General features: G+C 63.3%; 20 protein-coding genes. 10 read left to right on the top strand and 10 right to left on the bottom strand.

Annotation, left to right across the window (positions count from 1 at the left end; translation table 11 throughout):
* Positions 1 to 50 precede the first annotated feature (50 nt).
* Together ACFQ6H_RS10255 and ACFQ6H_RS10250 are read left to right on the top strand one after the other, a co-directional pair.
* Positions 51 to 1,709 (top strand): ABC transporter ATP-binding protein, encoded by a 1,659-nt coding sequence (locus ACFQ6H_RS10255; protein WP_378645912.1) that lies wholly within the window; start codon positions 51 to 53, stop codon positions 1,707 to 1,709.
* Positions 1,706 to 3,463 carry an ABC transporter ATP-binding protein gene (locus ACFQ6H_RS10250; protein WP_378539461.1) on the top strand — a complete coding sequence of 586 codons (1,758 nt, stop codon included), beginning with the start codon at positions 1,706 to 1,708 and terminating at the stop codon, positions 3,461 to 3,463. The genes ACFQ6H_RS10255 and ACFQ6H_RS10250 overlap by 4 nt, the downstream gene beginning before the upstream one ends.
* Before the next feature lie 43 nt (positions 3,464 to 3,506).
* Here the strand turns inward: ACFQ6H_RS10250 and ACFQ6H_RS10245 are convergent, their stop codons facing one another.
* The gene (locus ACFQ6H_RS10245; RefSeq protein WP_003946247.1) at positions 3,507 to 4,331 is read right to left on the bottom strand and encodes an AraC family transcriptional regulator; all 825 of its coding nucleotides are present in this window, start codon (positions 4,329 to 4,331) and stop codon (positions 3,507 to 3,509) included.
* Between the two features lie 142 nt (positions 4,332 to 4,473).
* On the opposite strand from ACFQ6H_RS10245, the gene ACFQ6H_RS10240 reads away from it, so the two are divergent.
* A complete protein-coding gene (locus ACFQ6H_RS10240) occupies positions 4,474 to 5,961 on the top strand; it encodes an acetyl-CoA acetyltransferase (protein WP_378539460.1) in 1,488 nt (495 codons plus the stop codon).
* Between the two features lie 80 nt (positions 5,962 to 6,041).
* Here the strand turns inward: ACFQ6H_RS10240 and ACFQ6H_RS10235 are convergent, their stop codons facing one another.
* Positions 6,042 to 7,280, bottom strand: a complete 1,239-nt coding sequence (locus ACFQ6H_RS10235) for a DUF222 domain-containing protein (RefSeq protein ID WP_378645910.1) — start codon at positions 7,278 to 7,280, stop codon at positions 6,042 to 6,044.
* Between the two features lie 288 nt (positions 7,281 to 7,568).
* Here ACFQ6H_RS10235 and ACFQ6H_RS10230 point away from each other — a divergent pair, with 288 nt between their 5' ends.
* Positions 7,569 to 8,066 carry a TetR/AcrR family transcriptional regulator gene (locus tag ACFQ6H_RS10230; RefSeq protein ID WP_378532685.1) on the top strand — a complete coding sequence of 166 codons (498 nt, stop codon included), beginning with the start codon at positions 7,569 to 7,571 and terminating at the stop codon, positions 8,064 to 8,066.
* On the opposite strand, the gene ACFQ6H_RS10225 is transcribed toward ACFQ6H_RS10230, so the two are convergent.
* The 4 genes from ACFQ6H_RS10225 to ACFQ6H_RS10210 form a co-directional block, all read right to left on the bottom strand.
* Positions 8,063 to 9,871 carry an ABC-F family ATP-binding cassette domain-containing protein gene (locus tag ACFQ6H_RS10225; protein ID WP_003946255.1) on the bottom strand — a complete coding sequence of 603 codons (1,809 nt, stop codon included), beginning with the start codon at positions 9,869 to 9,871 and terminating at the stop codon, positions 8,063 to 8,065. The two genes, ACFQ6H_RS10230 and ACFQ6H_RS10225, sit on opposite strands and share 4 nt — an antisense overlap.
* Complete coding sequence (locus tag ACFQ6H_RS10220; protein WP_378543631.1) at positions 9,871 to 10,806, bottom strand: 4-(cytidine 5'-diphospho)-2-C-methyl-D-erythritol kinase; 936 nt, start codon at positions 10,804 to 10,806, stop codon at positions 9,871 to 9,873. Before ACFQ6H_RS10220 ends, ACFQ6H_RS10225 begins: the two co-directional genes overlap by 1 nt.
* 81 nt (positions 10,807 to 10,887) lie before the next feature.
* Positions 10,888 to 11,664: an ABC transporter permease gene (locus ACFQ6H_RS10215; protein WP_378446454.1), complete on the bottom strand. Its 777-nt coding sequence runs from the start codon at positions 11,662 to 11,664 to the stop codon at positions 10,888 to 10,890.
* A 35-nt stretch (positions 11,665 to 11,699) separates the two neighbouring features.
* Positions 11,700 to 12,695: an ATP-binding cassette domain-containing protein gene (locus ACFQ6H_RS10210; protein ID WP_378645908.1), complete on the bottom strand. Its 996-nt coding sequence runs from the start codon at positions 12,693 to 12,695 to the stop codon at positions 11,700 to 11,702.
* Positions 12,696 to 12,792: 97 nt separating this feature from the next.
* On the opposite strand from ACFQ6H_RS10210, the gene ACFQ6H_RS10205 reads away from it, so the two are divergent.
* Positions 12,793 to 13,761 (top strand): helix-turn-helix transcriptional regulator, encoded by a 969-nt coding sequence (locus ACFQ6H_RS10205; protein WP_378543628.1) that lies wholly within the window; start codon positions 12,793 to 12,795, stop codon positions 13,759 to 13,761.
* A gap of 96 nt (positions 13,762 to 13,857) precedes the next feature.
* Here the strand turns inward: ACFQ6H_RS10205 and ACFQ6H_RS10200 are convergent, their stop codons facing one another.
* Positions 13,858 to 14,061, bottom strand: coding sequence for a cold-shock protein (locus ACFQ6H_RS10200; protein ID WP_003946232.1), 204 nt, complete (start codon positions 14,059 to 14,061; stop codon positions 13,858 to 13,860).
* Between the two features lie 314 nt (positions 14,062 to 14,375).
* Here ACFQ6H_RS10200 and ACFQ6H_RS10195 point away from each other — a divergent pair, with 314 nt between their 5' ends.
* The 3 genes from ACFQ6H_RS10195 to ACFQ6H_RS10185 are packed head-to-tail and all read left to right on the top strand — an operon-like array spanning position 14,376 to position 17,768.
* Complete coding sequence (locus tag ACFQ6H_RS10195; RefSeq protein ID WP_378543625.1) at positions 14,376 to 14,585, top strand: heavy-metal-associated domain-containing protein; 210 nt, start codon at positions 14,376 to 14,378, stop codon at positions 14,583 to 14,585.
* Between the two features lie 7 nt (positions 14,586 to 14,592).
* Positions 14,593 to 15,507 carry a hypothetical protein gene (locus ACFQ6H_RS10190; protein WP_378543622.1) on the top strand — a complete coding sequence of 305 codons (915 nt, stop codon included), beginning with the start codon at positions 14,593 to 14,595 and terminating at the stop codon, positions 15,505 to 15,507.
* Positions 15,507 to 17,768: a heavy metal translocating P-type ATPase gene (locus tag ACFQ6H_RS10185; protein WP_378645905.1), complete on the top strand. Its 2,262-nt coding sequence runs from the start codon at positions 15,507 to 15,509 to the stop codon at positions 17,766 to 17,768. Before ACFQ6H_RS10190 ends, ACFQ6H_RS10185 begins: the two co-directional genes overlap by 1 nt.
* A gap of 61 nt (positions 17,769 to 17,829) precedes the next feature.
* Here ACFQ6H_RS10185 and rsmA read toward each other — a convergent pair whose 3' ends face one another.
* The 3 genes from rsmA to ACFQ6H_RS10170 are packed head-to-tail and all read right to left on the bottom strand — an operon-like array spanning position 17,830 to position 21,024.
* On the bottom strand, positions 17,830 to 18,729 hold the full coding sequence (gene rsmA, locus ACFQ6H_RS10180) for a 16S rRNA (adenine(1518)-N(6)/adenine(1519)-N(6))-dimethyltransferase RsmA (RefSeq protein WP_003946263.1): 900 nt from the start codon (positions 18,727 to 18,729) through the stop codon (positions 17,830 to 17,832).
* Positions 18,730 to 18,738: 9 nt separating this feature from the next.
* Positions 18,739 to 19,866, bottom strand: coding sequence for a transglycosylase family protein (locus tag ACFQ6H_RS10175; RefSeq protein ID WP_378446449.1), 1,128 nt, complete (start codon positions 19,864 to 19,866; stop codon positions 18,739 to 18,741).
* Between the two features lie 33 nt (positions 19,867 to 19,899).
* Positions 19,900 to 21,024 carry a transglycosylase family protein gene (locus ACFQ6H_RS10170; RefSeq protein WP_378446448.1) on the bottom strand — a complete coding sequence of 375 codons (1,125 nt, stop codon included), beginning with the start codon at positions 21,022 to 21,024 and terminating at the stop codon, positions 19,900 to 19,902.
* 236 nt (positions 21,025 to 21,260) lie between these two features.
* Between ACFQ6H_RS10170 and ACFQ6H_RS10165 the strand changes: the two genes are divergently transcribed.
* The gene (locus tag ACFQ6H_RS10165) at positions 21,261 to 22,709 is read left to right on the top strand and encodes an amino acid ABC transporter substrate-binding protein/permease (protein WP_020908609.1); all 1,449 of its coding nucleotides are present in this window, start codon (positions 21,261 to 21,263) and stop codon (positions 22,707 to 22,709) included.
* Positions 22,706 to 23,473: an amino acid ABC transporter ATP-binding protein gene (locus tag ACFQ6H_RS10160; protein ID WP_269590708.1), complete on the top strand. Its 768-nt coding sequence runs from the start codon at positions 22,706 to 22,708 to the stop codon at positions 23,471 to 23,473. The genes ACFQ6H_RS10165 and ACFQ6H_RS10160 overlap by 4 nt, the downstream gene beginning before the upstream one ends.
* Positions 23,474 to 23,500 lie beyond the last annotated feature (27 nt).

Here is a 23,500-nt window from a genome sequence, read left to right as displayed (position 1 = left end):
GGCACCTGTGTGACTTCTGACTACCGCCCACGGTCCCTAGCGTGGACCCAGTGCCTTCGACACCACTTCTTTCGGCCGATACAAACGGTCCCCCAACCAGCCCGGCGATCACGCCGCGCCAGGTAATCACACGCGCGATCGCCTCCGACGGACGCGGAGCCAAGCTGGCGGCAGCGTCCATCGGCTTCACGGGCCACCAGGTCGCGGAAGCGTTGGTGCCGGTGGTGATCGGTGCGGTCATCGACCGAGCTGTGGCGACCAGCGATGCGGCAGCACTGGGAAAGTGGATCCTCGTTCTCGGAATTCTCTTCACCGGTTTGTTGCTCAGTTGGCGCTTTGCGGCGCGCATCTCCGATTCCGTCACCGAGCACGGAGCACACCGCTTGCGGATGGACATCGCGCGCCGAGGCCTCGATCCGCACGGCATGTCACCGCGGCGCATGCCCGGCGAGGTCTACTCGATCGCAACATCCGACGCGGGTTCGGTGGCCGGATTCACGCACACACTGAGCACAAAACTCGCCGCGGCCTGCGGAGTACTGACCGCAGCGATCTCGCTACTCGTGATCTCGGTACCGCTCGGCCTCCTCGTCATCCTCGGCACTCCCCCGGTGCTCGCCCTCATGCAGGTGGTCAGCCGACCGCTCGAACGCCGAGCCGAAACCGATCAATGGCAGGGAGCCAAAGCCGGTGCACTGGCCGCAGACCTCCTGTCGGGGCTCCGGATCCTGTCCGGAATCGGCGCCGGAGACGCTGCAGCGCAGCGTTATCGGGGAGCCAGCCGGACTTCGCTGGAAGCAACCCTTCGCGCACAGCGATACCAAGCGATGTACTCCGCCGCGAACGTGGCGATCGCCGGCGCTTTCCTGGCCGTCATCGCGTACGTCGGTGGACGGATGGCAGCATCCGGGAGCATCTCGGTCGGTGAATTCGTGGCCGTGGTGGGTCTGGCACAGTTCCTTCGAGGTCCGTTGATCGACATCATCTACTTCGGCGCCGGCCTGGCACGGGCCCGCGCTTCCGCCAACCGCGTCGCAGCGCTTCTCGGGACCGGCGAGGCTGTCACTCCCGCGAGTGATCCTGCACCTCTGAACCACTCGGAGTTCCTGACGCTGAGTGACGTCGTGTTGGCCGGAGCGTCACCAGTCGACCTGGATGTCAAACGCGGCGAGATCATCGGCATCGTCACCGAGAATGCGGCCTGGGCGGATGCGTTGGTCGACGCGTTGGCTCGTCGAATCGAGCCTTCGAGCGGAACGATTCATCTCGGCGACAACGCCATTCACGAACTGCACATCGACGAGCTCCGGACCCATGTTCTGGCTGCGCCGCACGACGCGGCACTGTTCATCGGCACAGTCGGTGACAACATCGAGGCACTCGCACCGATCGGCAGCCGCAGTGACGACGCAATCGCCGCCGCTGCCGCAGATCAGGTGATCTCGGTCCTTCCACTCGGCCTCGCCACCCGAGTCACCGAGCAGGGAAATTCGCTCTCCGGCGGTCAGCGTCAGCGCATCGCCCTGGCAAGGGCACTGGCGAGCGAAGCTCCAGTTCTAGTGCTGCACGATCCCACCACTGCCGTCGACTCCGTCACCGAAGCGCGAATTGCACGCGGGATCGCCGAGGTACGCGGTGCTCACGCGACTCTTCTTCTGACCAGCAGCCCCGTGCTGCTCGATATCTGCGATCGGGTGATCGAGCTGTGAACGAACTACTCCCCACCGCGACACCGAAACAGGCACGTCGCGCAGCACTTCGGTTGATGGGTCCGCACCGGATATCCGCCGTCGCCGCCGTCGTCACTCTGACTGCTGCGACCGCGATCGGCCTGCTCACGCCGCTGGTCCTCGGCGCGATGGTCGACGCTGTGACGGACGGAGACGGCGACGCTGTCTCGCGCATCGGCACGCTGACTCTCGCGTTGGTCGCCATCGCGGTTGCCTCCTCCCTTCTCGTCGGAGTCAGCAACTACCTGCTCGCCGGCGTCGGCGAAAGGGTTGTCGCCGACCTGCGCGAAGAAGTTGTCGTCCGGGTTCTCGATCTTCCGCAGAGCGACGTCGAACGAGCCGGGCGCGGAGATCTCGTCTCCCGCATCACCGGGGACGTCCGCTTGGTGACCCGCGCTGTATCCGAAGCACTTCCGGTTTTTGCCACCGCGGCACTGACCATCGTGTTGACCCTGATCGGATTGGGCAGCCTCGATTGGCGATTCGCCATTGCCGCGGTGATCGCGGCGCCCATCCAGATCCAGGCGCTGCGCTGGTATCTCTCGAAGTCGGCACCGGTCTACCGCGAGGAGCGGGAGGCAGAAGGTGCACGTGCGCAACAACTCCTGGACTCACTGAGCAACTCCGATACCGTCGGATCACTTCGTCTGGCTCAGCCCCACCTGGAACAGATCGAATCTCGATCGATGGCAGCGGTCCGGCTCAGCTTGTTGACCACGCGTCTACGCACCAGGTTCTTCGGCCGACTCAACATCGCCGAATTCATCGGCCTGTCCGCCGTGCTGATCACTGGCTTCTGGCTGGTAAGAGACGGCCAGATCAGCATCGGTGCCGCCACCGCCGCAGCACTGTTCTTCCACCGGCTCTTCGATCCGGTCGGCGCGGTTCTCAGCGTGTTCGACGAATTGCAGGAAGGCACAATCGCATTGGCTCGACTGGTCGGAGTCACCCTTGCACCCGTGCCACCCGCGCCGTCCGATCCACATGAACCTGTCGACAGTTCAGCGTCTTTGGAGGAGGTGACGTTCTCGTACCGCAGCGGCGACGCTCCTGTTCTGCGAGACATCGACATCACCATTCCGGCCGGGACCGTCACGGCACTCGTGGGCGCAACCGGAGCCGGAAAATCGACGGTCGCAAAACTGATCGCGGGTACCTACGAGCCGACCGAAGGCACCGTGAAGATCGGGACGGTGCCCCGGAACGAATTGCCACGGTCGACTTCTCGGAGCGCGGTGGCCCTCGTGACTCAGGAGGTCCACGTCTTTGCCGGCACGTTGGCCGAGGATCTACGGCTGGCTGACCCGTCGGCAACCGACGACGACATCACCGCGGCGCTCGATACCGTCGGTGCGTCGGATTGGCTGCGGGCCCTGCCGGACGGGCTCGAAACCGTAATCGGGGACGGTGGACACCGGCTGACCGCGACTCAGGCACAGCAACTCGCGTTGGCAAGAATCGAATTGCTGGATCCGCCGCTGCTGATTCTCGACGAGGCGACCGCCGAAGCGGGTAGCGCCGGAGCCAGGGTCCTCGACGATGCCGCGCTGGCCCTGACCCGGGGTCGCACTGCTGTAACAGTGGCACACCGACTCTCACAGGCCGTCGACGCCGACCAAATCCTGGTCATGAACGACGGCCGCGTCGTCGAGCAAGGCTCTCACGACGAGTTGGTCAACCTCGGGGGTCGGTACGCGGAACTGTGGGAAGCGTGGTCCGCGCCGCGACGTTGACCGCGACGGTTGCACCGGGCACTACCGCCCGGTGCGACCTACCTCAAGCGTGCAGAAGGTACGGCACCGATTCGGGCGCCACACTCCCCTTGTTCATCATGCTGCCGGGCGTACGACCGGTGACCCGACGGAACACTGCGACAAACGCACTCGGAGTTTCGTACCCGACTCGCCTACTGACAACCGAAACCGGCACTCCAGCAGCCAGATACGTCAGGGCTGCGCGGACTCGAACCTGAATTCGCCACTGTGCAAAGGTCATTCCCGTGCCCTGAGCGAACACTCGCGTCAACGTACGGACGCTGCCGCCAGCCGTCAGTGCCCATTCCGACAGCGACCGCTGGTCTGCCGGATTGGCGACCAATGCTTCGGCAACGAACAGCGCCCGCGGATCGGTCGGCATCGGAACCTCCACCGCAGCAACTTCGAGCGGCTGCAGCATGTCGAATGCCACCCGCTCGGCGCGACTACGCGCCTCGTCGGGCATGTTCCGCCGATGCATGTGCAGGAGTACCTCACGTAGGAGAGCACTGACACCGAACAAGCCCGGAACGCCCGAGGGGGCAGCATGAGCCTCAGGCCGGAAGTAGGTGCAGAAGAACTCGGTACCCGGACCTGCCTTCACGGCATGCAACGCGCCGGCGGGTAGCCACAGTCCGGCCGAAGGCGGAACCTCCCAAGTGATGCCGTCAGCGACAACCGTGAGCATTCCACCGGAGTTTCCCCAGATCAGCTCATGTTCAGGGTGACGGTGCGGTGCCCACTGCCGCTGGTGAGAGAGCTTCAGAGTAACCGTTGTCATCGAGTAGGGGTGATCGATGGAACGCGGCCCCACGGGCACCGAAATTCTCTCTGCCACAGCTGTCATGATGACGAGTATAGGACTTTCGTTAGGCATACCTAAATAGGAACCTGAAAAATGTTGACTGTGACCCGCGAGTTACACATACCGCGGGCCCCGATATCGTGACTGCAACTCCCGGCTACGGGTCGGCAACGAGAGGCACACGATGGTTGACGCATCACGAATCCCGGTCATCGTCGGCGTCGGCGATCTGCGCTGGAACCCAGCCGACGGGCACCGCGAACCTCTCGATCTGATTCACGATGCCACCGTCTCCGCATTGAACGACAGTGGACACGCTGAACTGGGAACACAGATCGATTCCGTGTTCGCGATCAAGACAGTCAGCTGGTCGTACGACGATCTCCCCGGGCTGCTTGCCTCACGATTAGGCGCGACCCCCAAGGTCACCTCTACCTCGCCGATCGGTGGCCACTGGCCCGCGGCGCTCCTCGATCGGATCGGCGCGGCCATCGCTCGCGGTGAATCCTCGGCTGCTCTGCTCGTGGGCGGCGAATCGCACGCCAGCAGCACCGCGCTGCGAAAGTCCGGAGTCGCTCCCGACTCGATCGGGTGGACGGCAGCGCCCGGAGGGCCTCCCGGATTCGATCCGACCGACCTGGGAAGCCCTGAAATGCAGCGCGCCGGTTTCATCGTGCCGACGCGCGTCTACCCGCTCTTCGAGAACTGCTTCAGTGCGGCCGAGGGCCACGGCGCCCGCGAATCGCTCGCCTGGTCCGCCAGGATGTACGCCGCGTTCTCGGAGCTGGCATCGAAGAATCCAGCCTCCTGGACGTCGGAGATCCGATCGGCAGACGAGATCGGCACCGTCGGACCTGGCAATCGGATGGTCTCCGAGCCGTACCCGCTGATGCTCAACGCCATGCCCTTCGTCAATCAGGCTGCGGCCGTTGTCGTCTGCTCGTTGTCGACGGCCCGCGAGTTCGGGATCGATGAAAGCAAACTGGTGTACCTCTGGGGCGGCGCTGGTGCGAATGATCCGTTGGACATCCTCAGCCGCAACAGCTTCGACAGCTCAGCCGCGATTCATGACGCCGTGCATCGCACACTCGATGGTGCCGGAGTCGGTGCCGACGCACTCGACATCGTCGATGCCTACAGCTGCTTCCCGATCGTACCCAAGCTGTTGATCCGCGAACTCGGACTCCCGGATACCGCGATCCCGAGTGTCACCGGAGGTCACTCGTTCTTCGGTGGGCCACTCAACAGCTACACCCTGCATTCCGTCGCCGAGGTCACCAGGCAAATTCGTGACGGCGCCAACCTTGCCCTCGTCCACGGCAACGGTGGATTCCTCACCTACCAGCACTGCGTACTGTTGTCCGCCGCTGCTCATGCTGACGGGTACGTCGGCGATCCCGACGCACGCGCGCTAACTGCGGAGGTTCCGGAACTGATCACTGGTTACACGGGCGCGGCGGAAATAGTCACGGCCTCTGTCGAATACGGCCGCACCGGCGAGCCTGAGATCGGGTTCGTGATCGCGACGACGCAGGACGGCCGCCGAGTCGCCGGTCACACTGGTCCCGAGAATGCCGCCGAACTGACGCAGCTTCGCGGTGACAACCCGCCGGCGATCGGGCGAACTGTTCACATCAGCGACGAGAACGGGCGACTCACGCTCACGTTCTGACAGTAGCGTTCTGACAGTAGACAGCGGTGAGCACCGGGGCATGGTGATGCCCCGGTGCTCGAGCCTTCAGTTGTGGAGGTTCACGCCGCTGTCGGTGGACTGTTCCCACCGATCGGATGCTGGAACGGATCGATCGACATCGGCGGATAGAACACAGTCTTCCGATCCGGGCCGATCTCCACTCTCCATTCGGTGTGGTGCAGTGTCCGATGATGATGGCCACACAACAGAATCAGGTTGTCGAGATCCGTTGGGCCACCATCGTTCCAGTGAACAATATGATGAGCATCGCACCACCCCGGCGGTGTCCCGCACCCCGGAAACGCGCAACCGCCATCACGCACCGCAAGAGCCCGCCTTTGCGGTACTGTCGCGGTCCTTGCTTCCTTGCCGCACGCGAGCGGAACACCATTCTCATCCAACAAAATCCGCGTTACGGTGCAGTCGCAGGCCAACATTCGGGCAGTGTCGATACTGATCGGGCCCACCCAATCCGTCCACGCGAACCCGAGTTCCTGAGTGGACGGCAGTAGATCCTTCAAGGCTTTGAGGTCGGTCATGTCTTTTGCGCTGGCCGTGACCGTGATGTGCGGTTTCACCCCGCCCTCGATCGGACCCAACCCCGCCCGCTCGTACCGCCGCAACAACTCGCAAAACCCATCCGCCCGCCGCAACGCCGGAGTGCGAGTGTCCTTCACGCCGTCCTTCTCCGGCGTCGGCGCCGACAGGCTCGACAACAACGTGATCAGACGGGCCCCGTTGACGGCATCCAGATCACCCTTCACCGACACACGCCCGTACAAACCTTTCGAGGCGTAGAACTCGTTACGCTCCGAATCCTCCCCGACCGGGACGCCGTCCTCACGTTTGCCGTACTGCTTCTCGATCCGCCGAATCGCCGCCCGCACCGCATCACAATCCGCAATGTTCTTCGACGCCAGGTCAAGCAGAATCCCGCGGGCCTTGTCCACATCCGCCGGGGTCATGTTCTTGGGTGGATGCTGACAAAACGACGCCACCTGACGCGCCTTCAACGCATCCACATCCCCGCGATGGAATGCATCCGCCACAACAGGTTCGAGCAACAGCAACCGCGCCAGACTGACCAGCAGACTGCACTCACCGATCTCCACATTCGTCGAACCATGCAACCACTGCGCGATCGCCCGAAAACCCTTCCCGACCACAGTCTCCCGGGAAAACATCTCCACGATCAGCAACACCATCCGCGACTGCAACTCGTGCCGGACACGCACCAGATCCAGAACCTCACTCTTGAGGCCCTCACCGTCCAGCTGCCACGCTTCCCGACTGTCCATGCTCAAAGTTTAATCGAACATACTTTCGATAACCAGGGACATAACGGACAACTTCAGAAAAGCGCACGACTCGAGACTTGTTGAAGTACATCAACATTCAGCTATCCGTCAAACACGACGCGATAGAGGACGTATCCCGCGAAACTCACAATCGCAACAACGCACAGCACAAGCAGGATGTCGAAAAAGATGACCACGCTTCACCCCAATCAGTTCGACCCACCGGCAACTTCTCCGTGCGGAGAAATTCTCCAAGTGGAGAAGAGGCTAGCACGGTATCTTCTCTGCGTGGAGAAATCGACGCGAGAAGCGCTTCTGGACGCTGGGCTCGAACTACTGGGCCGGGTTGGGTTTCGCGCTTGGTCGATGAGAGGCGTCGAGGACGAAGCCGGCGTGCCACACGGCAGCGCACGGCACTACTTCGCAAACCAACGTGGACTGATAGTCGAAGTGGTGCGACATCTTCTGAACGGTGATCTTCCTCGCCCGGGCGAGACACCGAAGCAACAGGTGGCCCGATGGCTGGGACCCGAGTCCGGTCGCACTCGTGCTCGCTACGAACTGATCATCGCGTCATTCCACGATCCCGACCTCGCAGTGGAACTGGTGCGTGGTCGGGATCGATTTGTTGCCATCTTGATCGAACGCGGCATGACCTCGTCCGATGCAGCGGAATTGGTCGCAGCACTGGACGGGCTCGTTCTGGACGCACTGCTGCGCAGGCAGGCGCCGGAAACCCTGGATCCAGAGCGAACCTTCAAGAAGTTCGGGGCGAAGTTCCCCTAGCCGTCCAGCTCCGCGAAGAGCTCCATCCACTGCTCTTCGGCGGCTTCCTTGTCGGCGATGACCTGCTTGAGTTCTGCGCCGAGCTTCTGCAGCTTGTCCGGGTCGGTGGCCGCGTCGGCGAGTGATGCGTGCAGCTTCTTCTCACGGTCGTCGAACTTCGCGATGGACCGCTCGAGCTTCGAAAGTTCCTTGCGTGCAGCGCGATCCGCGGCACCGTCGCGAACCTGCTTGCTCTTCGACGCACCACTCGCGGTCGAGGCAACTGACGGGTTGTCGCCATCCCCCATCGCGGCGCGTCGACGCAGGTAGTCCTCGATACCGCCGGGCAGGTTGGTGAGCTTGCGATCACCGAAGAGCGCCCAGGTGGTGTCACAGATTCGCTCGATCAGGTACCGGTCGTGCGAGATCACAACCATGGTGCCTGCCCAGCCGTCGAGCAGATCCTCGAGTTGCTGAAGCGTGTCGATGTCGAGATCGTTGGTGGGCTCGTCGAGAAGCAAGACGTTGGGCTCGGCCATGAGAACACGCGTCAACTGCAGACGTCGGCGCTCACCACCGGACAGGTCACCGACGGGGGTGCGTTGACGCGCCGGTGTGAAGCCCAGCCGCTCAGCGAGCTGACCAGCCGATACTTCCTTGTCACCCAGGGTGATTCGCTCGGCTACGTCCTTGACCGCGTCGAGTACGCGCATGTCGGTCGGAAGATCGTCTAGTTCCTGCTTGAGCCAACCGATGTGGACGGTTTGTCCCTGAATGCGCTTTCCGGCTGCAGGCTCGAGTTCGCCGGCCAGCGTCCGCAGCAGCGTCGTCTTGCCCGAGCCGTTGACGCCGACCAGGCCGACACGCTCGCCCGGCGCCAGACGCCAGGTCAGATCCTCGACGAGTACGCGGCCGTCCGGGGTTTCCAGACGCGCGTCTTCGAGTTCGATGACTACCTTGCCGAGCCGACGCTGCGCGAACGACGCGAGCGCCACCGCGTCACGAGGTGCCGGAACGTCGGCGATCAAGGCTTCTGCTGCTTCGATGCGGTACTTCGGCTTGGACGTACGGGCAGGAGCACCGCGGCGCAGCCACGCCAGTTCCTTGCGCGCAAGGTTGCGGCGACGCTCTTCGGAAGCGTCGGCCTGACGGGAACGCTCGGCACGGGCGAACACCCAGTCGTTGTAGCCACCCTCGTAGCTTTCGACGCCGCCCCCGACAACCTCCCAGGTGCGGGTGGCGACGGTGTCGAGGAACCAGCGATCGTGGGTCACGACAACAAGCGCACTGCGACGTGAGACGAGGTGCTCGGCCAACCACTGAACACCTTCGACGTCGAGGTGGTTGGTGGGCTCGTCGAGCACCAGCAGATCGAGGTCCTGAACAAGAGCTGCAGCCAGCGCGACGCGACGGCGCTCGCCGCCGGACAGGCCGTCGACCTTGGCGTCCAATGCAGACCGCTCGCCGCCGGCGCCCAGATTGTCGATGCCGATACCCGAGAGCACTGAACGGATGCGCGCATCGCCGGCCCACTCGTGCTGAGCTACTCCGAGCGGCCCCAGGACCACTTCACCGACCGTGGAGCCGGGAGGCAGTACACCGCGCTGCGTCACGACGGCCATCCGCAATCCGCCGACGCGGCTCACTCGTCCCGAATCCGGCTGCTCCACACCCGCGAGGACCTCGAGCATCGTTGTCTTGCCGCCACCGTTGAGACCGACGACGCCGATGCGCTCGCCTTCCTCGACGCCCAGGGAGACCCCGTCGAGCAACGGCTTGACGCCGAAAGACTTCGACACGTTTTCCAGATTGATCAGATTCGCCATCAGTGCTGTCCCTTTGCCGCATTGTCGAGTATTCGTGCTCCGGGAACAGGTCCGCTCGCCACGCGAACGGTGCGGCACACCCCCGCTCCCGCAAGTTCTGCGCTCACTTCCACCGCGGACTGTGCGTCGGCGCAGAGAAACGCGCATGTCGGTCCGGAGCCGGAGACGATGCCGGCCAAAGCTCCGGCTTCGACGCCCGCTCGCAGCGTCCGTCGTAGGTCCGGGTTGAGTGAGAGTGCTGCCGCCTGCAGATCGTTGCCGAGGAGCGGCGCAAGTAGATGAGCGTCACCGGTGGTGAGCGCCTGAATCAACGCATCGGCGCTGCCCAGCCGTTTCGGGGAACCTTCGGCCCGCAGCTTGTCCAGTTCGCGGAACACGACCGGTGTGCTCAAGCCACCCTTGGCCAGCGCCAGCACCCAGTGGAAGGTGTGGCGGGTCAAGACAGGCACAAGTTGTTCGCCGCGGCCGGTTCCGAGGGCAGTGCCACCGTGCAGCGAGAACGGAACGTCACTCCCGAGGCGTGCCGCAAAAGCGTCGAGATCAGGCCGCGAGAAGTCGAGCTTCCACAAAGCGTTGAGCGCAACCAAAGCGGCGGCTGCGTCGGCACTCCCGCCGGCCATTCCGCCTGCGACGGGGATGCCTTTCTCGATGACTATCTCGACGTTCGGGGCCACGCCACCCTCGACCGCCAGCATCTCGGCGGCACGCCACACGAGATTGGTGCGATCGGTAGGCACGGCCGCGGCGTCGTCGCCGATAACCCGCACGGTCAGGGTGTCCGCAGGCGCCACCGTGACGGCGTCTGCCAGGGACAATGCCTGAAACACCGTCGTCAGTTCGTGATAGCCGTCCTCGCGCAGGTCCCCGACGGCAAGGTGGAGATTCACCTTGGACGGGGCCCGGACGACTACGGGGCGAGGAACGACGGAGAGCACAAGGAACAACAATAGGCGCTGCGAACACCTGGGCGAAAACCTGCGACCGCCACACCCCGTCCGACAGCCAGTACACCCACGCTATTTCACCGCGCGCACACCCACGCCCAGACCGACAACCGCAACGCCCACAGCGGCCACGATTCCTGCCAGAACGCTGCCCGACGCGAAGTCACCGGCGAACAGTGCCCGTTCGGCATCGACGACATAGCCCAGCGGATTGACGTTCACGAGGACCTTCATCCAACCTGGCGCATCATCGAGTGGAAGCATGGTTCCGGACAGGATCAGGAGCGGGAACATCAGCGTCTGCTGAACGACCCAGAACATCCAATCCTGCTCCCGCACAGCCAGAGCGAGAGCGTACGAGAGCGCACCGAGTCCGACGCCGAACACTCCGAGCAGGACGATCCCGAGCGCGGCGCCCGCTGCGTTGACGTCCAACCCGAGCGGAAGCGCAACCAGAATGATCAAAATCGCCTGCGCGGCAAGCGGAACCATCTCCTTGCACGCTCGCCCGATCAACAAGGACGAGCGTCTGAGCGGAGTCACCAACATTCGCTCGTGCGATCCCTGCTGCATCTCCATCAGGAGGTTGGACCCAGTCATCGTCGTTCCGAAGATCGCGATCATCACCAACACACCGGGAATGAACCAATTCCATACGCCGTCACCGGTACCCGGGACCCCTTTGAGCAGGGGCCCGAACAACGCCAACAGGATCAGCGGCTGAATCAGGCTGAAGATAACGCTGACCGGGTCGCGCAACATCGGTCGCAGTTCACGACCCATCACGATTGCGCTGTCTCGAACGATGTTGCCGTGCACGGTACGTGGGGTATCGAGCGTGATTGTCATGGCAGATTCCTGTTCTTCGAAGTACAGTCGTGGTTTCAGGAAGCGACCGCGGCGGCGCTCTCGCGCAGGCTGCGACCGGTGAGGGTGAGGAAGACATCGTCAAGAGTCGGCCTGGTGATGTCGGCGGTGAGAGCGCGGGCACCTCGGGCATCCGCTTCACGCAGCAACACCGGTAGCGTCGAATCGCCCTCGCCGGCACGGATACTCACCGTGCTTGCGTCGACAGTGACTTCACGGACAGTGACTAGTTGCTCGGCCACCGACGCTGCGACGCCGGCCGCCTCGACGCTGTCGAAGGTGAGCAGAAGATGATCTCCCGCAAGGTCCGCCTTGAGCGCGGCAGCGGTGTTGTCCGCTATGACAGTGCCCTCGTCGATGACGATGACCCGCTCTGCCATCGAATCCGCTTCTTCGAGGTAATGCGTGGTCAGCACGATCGTCGTGCCCATCTCGCGCCGCAAGCGGAGGATGTGGTCCCAGAGGTTGGCCCGACTCTGCGGGTCCATTCCCGTGGTCGGCTCGTCGAGGAACAGGAGGGGTGGGCGGTGGACCAGGCCCAGAGCGATATCGAGCCGCCTACGCTGCCCGCCCGACAGAGTGCTGACCTTCCGAGTGCCCAGATCGGTGAGTTCGAGATCACCCAGCAACTCGTCGGCCCGGACCTGCGAATCGGCCTTGGACATTCCGTAGCACAACCCCTGCGTCACCAACTCGTCGCGAACCCGCTGGTTGTGGCCGGCGCCGTTCCCCTGTCCTACGTATCCAAGGCTCGAGCGCACCTCGTTTCGTGCCGCGGAGATGTCGAATCCTGCGATTCGCGCGCTGCCGGAGGTGGGCTCGAGCAAGGTGGTCAGCATTCGCAACGTCGTCGATTTTCCGGCACCGTTCGGCCCCAGCAAGGCGACCAATTCGCCCTCCGCTACGTCGAGCGTGACTCCCTTGACTGCTTCCACGAGTTTCTTGCCCTGAGCGAAGTGCTTGGTGAGCGCCTTCGTCTCGATCATCGGTCTGCCGTCATTGCTGCGACTCATGATGTGGCCCCAATTTCTTCTCGACTGGTCGGATATGGACCAACCTAAATTCAATTGAGGACTCATACGGTCCTAAATGTTTGGCAGACTTCTTGCCATGAAGGAGACATCGGCTCGCCTACTGCGGTTGCTGTCACTGCTCCAGACGCGTCGAGACTGGTCCGGTGCCGAACTCGCAGACAAACTCGCGATTACCCCGCGCACGGTTCGACGTGACGTGGACCGCCTCCGCGATCTCGGTTACCCCGTCGACGCAACGGTCGGCGTCGGCGGCGGATATCGCCTGGGTGCCGGCGCGGAGATGCCCCCGCTACAGCTCGATGACGAGGAAGTGCTCGCGGTTGCGCTCTCCTTGCAGTCCGGAGCGACCGGCTCCGTGGTCGGCATCGGCGAGGCCTCGATGCGCGCGCTGGCGAAACTGCGTCAGATCATGCCGTCGAGGCTGCGGCACCGTCTGGAGTCACTGTCGATCGACGTCGTGCCGCGCGAACCGGCAGCTAGCGCGGTCGATGCGTCGGTCCTGTCCGCCATCGCGTCCGTGTGCCACAACCACGAACGCTTGAGATTCGACTACAGCACACACGACGGCACGCAGAGCCGGCGCGAAGTGGAACCGTATCGGCTCGTGAGGTCGGGTGTTCGGTGGTATCTGGTGGCCTGGGATCTCGCTCGCGAAGACTGGCGGTCATTTCGCGTCGACAGGATGGAACCCAAGATCCCCACCGGTCCGCGGTTCACGCCTCGGGAACTACCTGCGGGCGGTGCAGCAGACTTCGTTTCCCGCGGTGTCGCTCGGGCCTATTCCTCCACGCGCGCAACAGTTCTACTGCACGCACCCATCGAGCAGGTAGCACCCATGGTCAGCGAACAGTGGGGGTCAGTGGAGTCCACCGACGAAGGGCGTTGCGTCATAGTGCTTTCGGGCACTTCCCTACGGTCGATCGCACAGTGGCTCAGGGCTTTCGACGTCGATTTCACCGTTGTGAATCCACCTGAACTCCGCGAAGAATGCCGGACCATCGCGGCGGAAACGACAGTCGCCGCTCAGCGGTATCTCGATGCGTGACAGCGTTTTTCACCCAGACGCAACAAGACCCCAACTCCGAAGAGTTGGGGTCTTGTCAGTACGTCATGCGTCGGTTGCCCGACTTACATGGACGTCTTAGACGATGGTAACGCCGGTGGCCTGCGGGCCCTTGTTGCCCTGACCGATCTCGAACGCCACGCGCTGGTTCTCCTCGAGAGTGCGGAAGCCGCCACTCTGGATCTCGGAGTAGTGAACGAAGACGTCAGCACTGCCGTCTTCGGGAGCGATGAAGCCGAACCCCTTCTCGGAGTTGAACCACTTCACGATGCCCTCTGCCATGTAAATCTCCTCTAACACAGTGTCAACAGGCAGTCGCTTCGACCGCCCGGGTCACTTACTACGACCGTTCTGAGACAAATCCGTGGAGGATGTCCAAACGCTCGCAACCTAACCATTTGCGAGCGTGGAAACACAAACACAAACACTTACGACCAACACAAGTAGACCACACATCCGCCGTGTTGTCTTCCCTGAGGTCTTCATCACTGACCAACCCGTTGACAGGCATACCCCCTGGGGGTACCTTCGATGGCAGAGCGATACCTACACCGGGTATCCGTAAAATGAGTTTTCCACAACCGAAGGGATCTGCGATGACCACCGCCGAATACACCGTTTCCGGAATGACCTGCGGACACTGCGTCGGATCCGTCAAGGAAGAGATCGGCAACATCGCGGGCGTAACCGCGGTGGATGTCGAATTGGCGAGCGGACGCGTCGTTGTCACCAGCGATGCTCCCGTCTCCGCAGCCGACGTCGTCGCAGCAGTCGACGAAGCCGGCTACGCAGTCGCACCAAGCTGAGTCAGCCGTGCGCACCTCGACAACACTTGCCGCCTACGCCGTAGGGTTGGTCGCCGTCTTCGGCGCCGCCCTCGGTGTGGGGGCCGCAATCGGAAGCCCGATAGACATGTCCACTACCCAGCACAGCACCCACGAATCAACCATCGAATCGATGCCAGGCATGGATTCGGCAACACCCTCAGGGCTCGAAGTCTCCTCCGGCGGATACACACTCACCGAAGTGACCGCACCCGATCGAGCTGGGGAGCCGGGAACCTTGACCTTCCGGATTCTCGACAGCAACAACGAGCCCGTCGTCGATTTCGACCTTCTGCACGAGAAGGAGCTCCACCTCATCGTCGTCAGAAACGACACCAGCGAGTTCCGCCACGTGCATCCTTCGCTCGCCGCAGACGGCACCTGGTCGATCGACTGGACCTGGCCTGTCGCCGGTACCTACCGAGTCTTCGCGGACTTCGACCCCACCGACGGCACCCAACTGACACTCGGCCGAAACTTCGACGTGGCAGGCGAATTCGCTCCTGCTCCGCTGCCTGCGAAGAGTGCGACCGCAACTGTCGACGGATACACCGTGACTCTCGACGGTGATCTGACCACTGCCGGCGGCCCGATCACGCTGAGCGTTGCTCGCGACGGAGCCCCGGTCACCGATCTCGATCCGTACCTCGGTGCCTTCGGTCACCTCGTTGCCCTGCGCACCGGCGACCTCGCCTACCTGCACGTGCACCCCGAAGGCGAGCCGGGCGACGGCGTCACAGCTCCTGGTCCGGACATTTCCTTCCACGCACAGGCACCGAGCGAAGGCACATACCGGCTGTTCCTCGACTTCCAGCACGAAGGCGTGGTTCGGACCGCCGAATTCACTGTTGATGCAGGCACTTCCACGGCTTCAGTTCCAGACAATCACGAGGGAGGGCACTGATGACGTCACCGACTGTGGTCGACAATGCTGCCAACTCGAGTAGCGTCGAACTCGCGATCACCGGAATGACCTGCGCTTCCTGCGCGTCACGAATCGAGAAGAAGCTCAACAAGATCGACGGCGTCACAGCCACCGTCAACTACGCGACGGAAAAGGCCAAGGTCACTTTCCCGGACGGGGTACCCGTCGAAGATTTGGTCACTGCCGTCGAGAATGCCGGCTACGCTGCCGCGCTCCCCAAGCCGCCGAGCGCGCCCGACACCGTCGACCCGGACGCGGAAACCCCGCAGGATCGCGATCTGCGCGAGCTTCGCACCCGCCTGATCATCTCGACTCTGCTCTCAGTACCGGTCATCGCGATGGCGATGGTTCCTGCGCTGCAGTTCGACAACTGGCAGTGGCTCTCCCTCACGCTGGCCGCACCGGTCATCGTGTGGGCGGCCCTTCCCTTCCACCGTGCCGCATGGGTGAACCTGCGTCACGGCGCCGCCACGATGGACACGCTCATCTCCCTGGGCACCATCTCGGCATTCGTCTGGTCGCTCTACGCACTGTTCTTCGGCACCGCGGGCGAAGCCGGTATGAAGCACGCCTTCCGGCTGACGGTCGACCGGATGGACGGCAGCGCCAACATCTACCTCGAAGTTGCCGCGGGCGTCATCACGTTCGTACTGGCCGGACGCTACTTCGAGCACAAGTCCAAGCGCACGTCCGGCGCCGCACTACGCGCACTCATGGAGCTCGGTGCGAAAGACGTCGCGGTATTGCGCAACGGCGTCGAAGTACGAATCCCCGCCGAAGAACTGGCAGCGGGCGACTCCTTCATCGTTCGGCCCGGCGAGAAGATCGCCACCGACGGCATCATCACCGAGGGCCGCTCAGCCGTCGACATGAGCATGTTGACGGGTGAATCCGTGCCGGAGGAAGTCGGTGTCGGGGACACCGTAGTCGGCGCCACCGTCAACGTCGGTGGAACCTTGACCGTCCAGGCCACCCGCGTCGGGAGCGACACCCAACTCGCCCAGATGGCGGCACTGGTCGAAGACGCCCAGAACGGCAAGGCCGAAGTTCAGCGCCTCGCCGATCGGATCGCCGGTATCTTCGTGCCGGTCGTCATCGCGATTGCCGTTGCGACACTGGGCTACTGGCTCGGTACCGGTAACCCTATCGAGATGGCCTTCACCGCTGCGGTCGCCGTGCTGATCATCGCGTGCCCCTGTGCCCTCGGATTGGCAACGCCCACAGCCCTGTTGGTGGGCACGGGTCGCGGAGCTCAGATGGGAATCCTCATCAAGGGACCCGAGGTGCTCGAATCGACGCGCGCAGTCGACACCGTCGTGCTCGACAAGACGGGAACCGTCACTACCGGTCAGATGACATTGCTGGACACCGTGGTGGGCGAAGGAACAACCGTCGACGAGGTCCTTCGGCTGGCGGGCGCACTCGAACATCGCTCCGAGCACCCCATCGCCGCAGCGATCGCGAAGGGTGCGACCGAAGCCGTGGGCGAATTGCCTACGGTCAAGGATTTCGTGAACGTCGCCGGGCGCGGCGTACAGGGAATGGTCGACGGTCACGCCGTCGTCGCCGGCCGAGACGCGCTGCTCGCCGACTGGTCGATGCCGTTGCCGGAAAATCTCCGCGAGGCGAAGGCTGCAGCAGAGAAGGCCGGGCGCACCGCAATCGCGGTGGGCTGGGACGGCAAGGCGCACGGCATCCTCGTGATCGCCGACGCGGTCAAGGACACGAGCGCCGAAGCAATCGCGCAGTTGAAAGCACTCGGCCTCGAACCGGTTCTGCTGACCGGTGACAACGCCACTGTCGCCCGCACTGTCGCGGATCAGGTCGGAATCAGCACCGTGTTCGCCGAGGTCATGCCGGCCGACAAGGTCGACGCCGTCAAGAAACTGCAGGCGGAAGGACGCGTCGTGGCCATGGTCGGCGACGGCGTGAACGACGCGGCAGCCCTGGCTCAGGCCGATCTCGGTCTGGCAATGGGCACGGGTACCGACGTTGCAATCGAGGCCAGCGACATCACCCTGGTGCGCGGTGACCTGCGGTCGGCAGCCGACGCAATTCGACTGTCCCGCAAGACGCTCAAGACCATCAAGGGCAACCTGTTCTGGGCATTCGCCTACAACACGGCAGCGATCCCGCTGGCTGCGGCCGGTCTGCTCAACCCGATGCTCGCCGGTGCCGCAATGGCATTCAGCAGTGTGTTCGTGGTGAGCAACAGCCTGAGGTTGCGGCGGTTCAAATAGCAGGGGGCAAGCCCCCTGTGCGCGGTTAGGGAGTCCCTGCACTGCTTAACCGCGCACGGGGCTATTCGCCTCCAGCCAGCCGAACGAACGCTGCTGCGTCGAGCATCTCGCCACGCGTCTGTGGCTCGATGCCCGCAGCGAGGAGCCGTCGTTCGGCCTCGGCAGGCGAACCTGCCCAACCACTGAGCGCGGCACGCAAAGTCTTGCGGCGCTGCGCGAATGCGGCGTCGATAGCCGCAAAGACCTGCTTGCGGTGCTTCTCGTCCATCGGCCACGGCGGCTCCGCATACCGGTCGATACGAACCAGACCTGATTCCACCTTGGGTACCGGCCAGAAGACGTTGCGTCCGACGGCACCGGCGCGGCGAACCTCGCCGAAAAAGTTGGCCTTGACGCTGGGAACGCCGTAGATCTTGCTTCCCGGATCAGCCGCCAGGCGGTCGGCAACCTCGGCTTGCACCATCACGAGTGCGGTCCGCAGACTCGGCAACGATGCAAAGAGGTGCAGCAGTACCGGCACCGCGACGTTGTACGGAAGGTTCGCGACCAGCGCGGTCGGCTCGCCGGGTATCTGCGAAGGCAACACACGCATTGCGTCGGCTTCGACGACGGTCAGGCGATCGGCCAGTTCCGGCGCTCGCTCGGCCACCGTCTTGGGGAGGCGGGCCGCGAGGTTGGGATCGATCTCGACCGCGATGACACGATCGACCACGTCCATCAGCGCCATCGTCAGCGAACCGAGACCGGGCCCTACTTCGAGGACGACGTCGTCACGCGTGACGCCTGCGGTGGTGACGATGCGTCGCACGGTATTGGCGTCGTGAACGAAGTTCTGCCCCAACTGTTTCGTGGGTCGGACACCGAATTCTTCGGCAAGAGCGCGCACCTCGACCGGACCGAGCAGGGCTGCCTGCCCGCGCGGAGTAGCGATGGGTTCGTTCGATTGTTCGGCGTCTGACACCAGTAGAACTTATCCCAGTCCGAGGCGACCCGAGCACGACGGCCATGCGCCCCAGCCCTGAGTGCGCTGCGTCTGGGTCGCAATCGCGATCTGCTCTTCACGGGTGGCGAGGTCGGCGCGGGGCGCATATTTCAACCCGCCCTGTCGTTCCCAGGTGTTCTGATCGAACTGCACGCCGCCGTAGAAACCGTTGCCGGTGTTGATAGCCCAGTTACCGGTGGCCTCGCACTGTGCGAGCGCATCCCACGTCGAACCGTTCTCCACGGGCGGCACCTCGGTGCCCGGCTTCGTTCCGACACGCACGACCTTCGGCTGAGCCGGTGTGGTGATCGTCTCCGCCACCTGTGTGCGTCCGGCCTCGACACCGTTGACGAGATTGACGGCGAACGTCACGTCGCGCACGCCGGGAACGCCCGGGTTCTCGACGGTCGTACGGCTCTGGTTCATCGTCGGATCCTCGATGCGCTGATCCGGCGGATCGAGCGGCAAGGTCTCGATCTTGTTCTCGGTGCGGTTACGCGTCACCGTGACCTCGAGGCCTTCGGTCAGCGGAGCATCTGCGGCGGGAACAACCGTGTCCGACTGCTCGAGCGGCGTTCCGTTTGCGGTGAGGAACTCCCCTACCGTCGGAGCCGCGATACGCACGTCTGCTGCCGCGTTCGCGCCGTCGACCAGTTTTGCGACAACCGGTGTCAGCACGTCCAGCGCGGCGCCGTCGAGCGGAAGACGCTGCGAGCGCGAAGCCGACACGTGCACATCCGCCGCGACGTCCAACTGCTTCAACGCGTCGTCGACGGTCAAAGCGGTGGTCCAGAGCTTCTGCGGCTGACCGTCGACCGTCAGCGTGATCTCTCGCGCGCGACGGAGCACCACGGTGTCGCCGTCGGACAGTGAAGCGTCGGCCGCGGGAGCAACTGCGTCCTTGTCACCGATCGGGTAACCCGCATCCTCGAGAGCTCCGTCGACGTTGGTCGACATGGTGCTCAGGCGAATCTGCTCACCGTCGACGTCGAGGGTGATGGTCTTGTGCCGGACTACAGCGAGAACACCACCCACGAGGACGGTAAGAAGGAGCGCGGCGATCGCCGAGTACAACAACGGCGACCTGGTCGAGTTGATCTTGGCGAACGGTGACATCGGTTCCTGTGTTCTGTGTGGAGTGAGGGCGGGTCAGCGCAGGCCCAATTTGCTGGTGCAGGACGGCCACGCACCCCAGCCCTGACCGGCGCGGACCTTCTCGCCGATCGCGATCTGCTGTTCACGTGATGCGAGGTCGGCGCGAGCCGCGTACTGACCGCCGCCGAATGCCTCCCAGGTGCTCTGGGTGAACTGAAGTCCGCCGTAGAAGCCGTTTCCGGTGTTGATGGCCCAGTTTCCGGTCGCTTCGCACTGAGCAATGGAGTCCCACGTCGACGCGTTGGACACGGCGGGTGCGGAAGTCTGCTTGGTGCCGACCTTCACTACTGCTGCGACCGGTTCCTTGATCACGGTCGCGGAAAGTTCGGTTCGTCCGGCCTCGACGCCGTTGACGGTCTTGACCTCGACTGTGGCCGTGCGCTCGCCCGCAACACCCGGGTTCTCGACAACGGTCTTGTCCTTCTCGAGTTCGGGATCTTCGACCTTGTTCTCGGGCGGCGCGATCGGCTGCGTCTCGACGCGAGTGTCCGTGCGGTCGCGGGTGACCTGGATGGTCAAGCCGTTGGTGACAGGTGTGTCAGCGGTGGGAACAACCGAGTCGGCCTGCTCGAGTGGCGCATTCTTCGCCGCGAGAAGATCACCGACGGTCACGGCGGCGAGCTTGATCTCCGACGCGGGAGCGCCGCCGTCGCTGACGCTGACGGTCTTCGGGCTGACGACGTCGAGTTCGGTCCGTTCGAGGGGCAGACGATGCGAGCGTGAAGCCGAGACTGCGAAGTCGTCGGAAACATCTACTTGCTTCAATGCCTCGTCGACCGTCAATGCGGTGGTCCAGATGGTGGTCGGCTGACCGTCGACGGTCAGAGCCAACTCACGGGCACGGCGCAGTACGACGGTATCGCCGTCGGACAGGGAGGAATCGGCGCTGGGTGCGAGCGCGTCCTTGGGATCGACCGGGTATCCGGCGTCCTCGAGAGCTGTACCGACGCTGCTCGACATCGTGGACAGCGAAATCATGTCGCCATCGACATCGAGGGTGATCGTCTTGTGCCGAACCACGGCGAGCGCACCCCCGACGATGAGCGTCAGAAGCAACGCACCCACCACTGAGTAGAGAAGTGGTGACTTCGTGGAGTTGATCTTGGCAAAAGGCGACACAGGAAATCCCAAGGCAGACGACGTTCGATCACAATACGGTAACGACCGAGCGTTGTATCGGCAACCAAATCACAACGAAATGCGACTTTTGTCACGGAACGGCAACGGCGTGTCGTGTGTTCTGCACTTTCCGGCTCCGATACCCGTGTATCGATTCAGCTCTGGGCGCAGTATGTTCTCGTCTGGTTCAAAGCAGTCCGGCGATCCCGGGCGCGACAGAAGAAAGCTGGGCGATAGTGCGAAGAAGATTCGACAGACCACGTAATGCCAGGTGGCCGATCCTGGCCATCCTGCTGGCGCTGATCGCAGCGCTGTTCGCCCCCGGAATCGCGAGCGCGCAGCCCGGTCGCACCTACACGATCGCCACCGATCTGACATTCGCCCCGTTCGAATTCGAGAACGAAGACGGCAAACTCGTCGGCATCGACATCGACCTGCTCAATGCGATCGCCGAGGACCAAGGTTTCAAGGTCGACATCAAGCAGCTCGGCTTCGACGCGGCCCTTCAGGCCGTGCAGGCGGGGCAGGCCGACGGCGTCATCGCCGGCATGTCCATCACCGACGCCCGCAAGCAGGTCTTCGACTTCTCCGACCCGTACTTCGAGTCGGGCGTGCAGATGGCCGTCCTCGAGACCGACAACGACGTGAAGTCGTACGAAGACCTGAAGGGCAAGCGCGTCGCCGTCAAGAACGGCACCGAGGGCGCCAGCTTCGCCGAGTCCATCAAGGACCAATACGGTTTCACCACCGTCTATTTCGCTGACTCCGCCAGCATGTACGACGAGGTCCGCACCGGGAACTCCGTCGCAGTCTTCGACGACTACCCCGTCCTCGCCTACGGCATCACACAGGGCAACGGCCTCAAGACGGTCACCGAAAAAGAGGTGGGCGCGAGCTACGGCTTCGCCGTCAACAAGGGCCAGAACGCCGAACTGCTGCAGATGTTCAATGCCGGACTGCAGAACCTGCGCGACGACGGCCAGTACGACGAAATCGTCTCGACCTACCTCGGTCAGGGAGCATCGACGTCGGACAACTCGATCATCGGCTTGATCAAGAGCACCTACCCCCAGCTCCTCAAGGGTCTCTGGCTGACCATCGTCCTCTCGGTCGTCTCGATCGCGATCGCTCTGGTACTCGGTGCGATCTTCGGTCTCTGCCGGGTGTCGACCAATATGTTCGTCCGAGGAATAGGCACGACCTACGTCGACATCTTCCGCGGCACACCACTGTTGGTGCAGGCATTCTTCATCTACTTCGGCATCCCGGCGGCTCTGCATTTCCAGATGTCCGCCTTCACGGCAGGCATCATCACGCTCTCGCTCAACGCCGGCGCGTACATGGCTGAAATCGTCCGCGGCGGCATCCTGTCCGTCGACAAGGGACAGATGGAAGCGTCACGAAGCCTGGGCATCAGCTACATGAAGTCGATGCGAAAAGTCATCATGCCGCAGGCAATTCGCACGATGATCCCGTCGTACATCAACCAGTTCGTCATCACCCTCAAGGACACGTCGATCCTGTCGGTCATCGGACTTGCCGAGCTCACTCAGACAGGGCGCATCATCATCGCGCGCAACTTCCAGTCGTTCAACATGTGGCTGATCATCGGCGTCATGTACTTCATCATCATCATGGCGCTCACCAAGCTGTCGAACCGCCTCGAGAAGAGGATCAACAAGTGACCGAAACAGCCGTCAACATGGGCAAGTCCGACACCGAGGTCAAGATTTCGGTCCAGGGACTGAAGAAGTCGTTCGGCGACAACGAGGTTCTCAAGGGCCTCGACGTCGACATCAAGAGCGGTGAAGTGGTCTGCGTCATCGGACCTTCAGGTTCGGGCAAGTCCACCTTCCTGCGCTGCCTCAACCGCCTCGAAGACATCACCGCAGGTTCCGTGCGCGTCGACCAGTTCGATCTCACGAACAAGGACGTCGACATCGACAAGGTGCGCCAGCACATCGGGATGGTGTTCCAGCACTTCAACCTGTTCCCACACATGAGCGTCGTCGAAAACGTGATGCTCGCCCCGGTGCAGACCGGGCGATCGACCAAGGAACAGGCTCGCGAGATCGCCGTCAAACTGCTCGGCCAGGTCGGCCTCGCAGAGAAGGCAGATGCCAAGCCCGCCAGCCTGTCCGGTGGGCAGAAGCAACGTGTCGCCATCGCCCGCGCGTTGGCGATGAGCCCCGACATCATGCTGTTCGACGAGGCCACCAGCGCCCTCGACCCCGAAATGGTGGGCGAGGTTCTGCAGGTTCTTCGCGACCTCGCCAAGCAGGGCATGACCATGGTCGTCGTAACCCACGAGATGGGCTTCGCCCGTGAGGTTTCCGACCGGGTCATCTTCATGGCCGACGGGTACATCGTCGAAGAAGGCAAGCCGGAGAACTTGTTCGGCAACCCCCAGCAGCAGCGGACCCAGGACTTCCTGGCGAAGGTTCTCTAGGGGGCAAGCCCCCTGTGCGCCTTTTTG

The sequence above is a fragment of the Rhodococcus sp. NPDC056506 genome (assembly GCF_042794945.1).
In the GTDB taxonomy this organism is placed as follows: Bacteria; Actinomycetota; Actinomycetes; order Mycobacteriales; family Mycobacteriaceae; genus Rhodococcus_F.
Note: the sequence above shows the minus strand (reverse complement) of the source record. Positions and strands in the feature narration are given on the sequence as shown.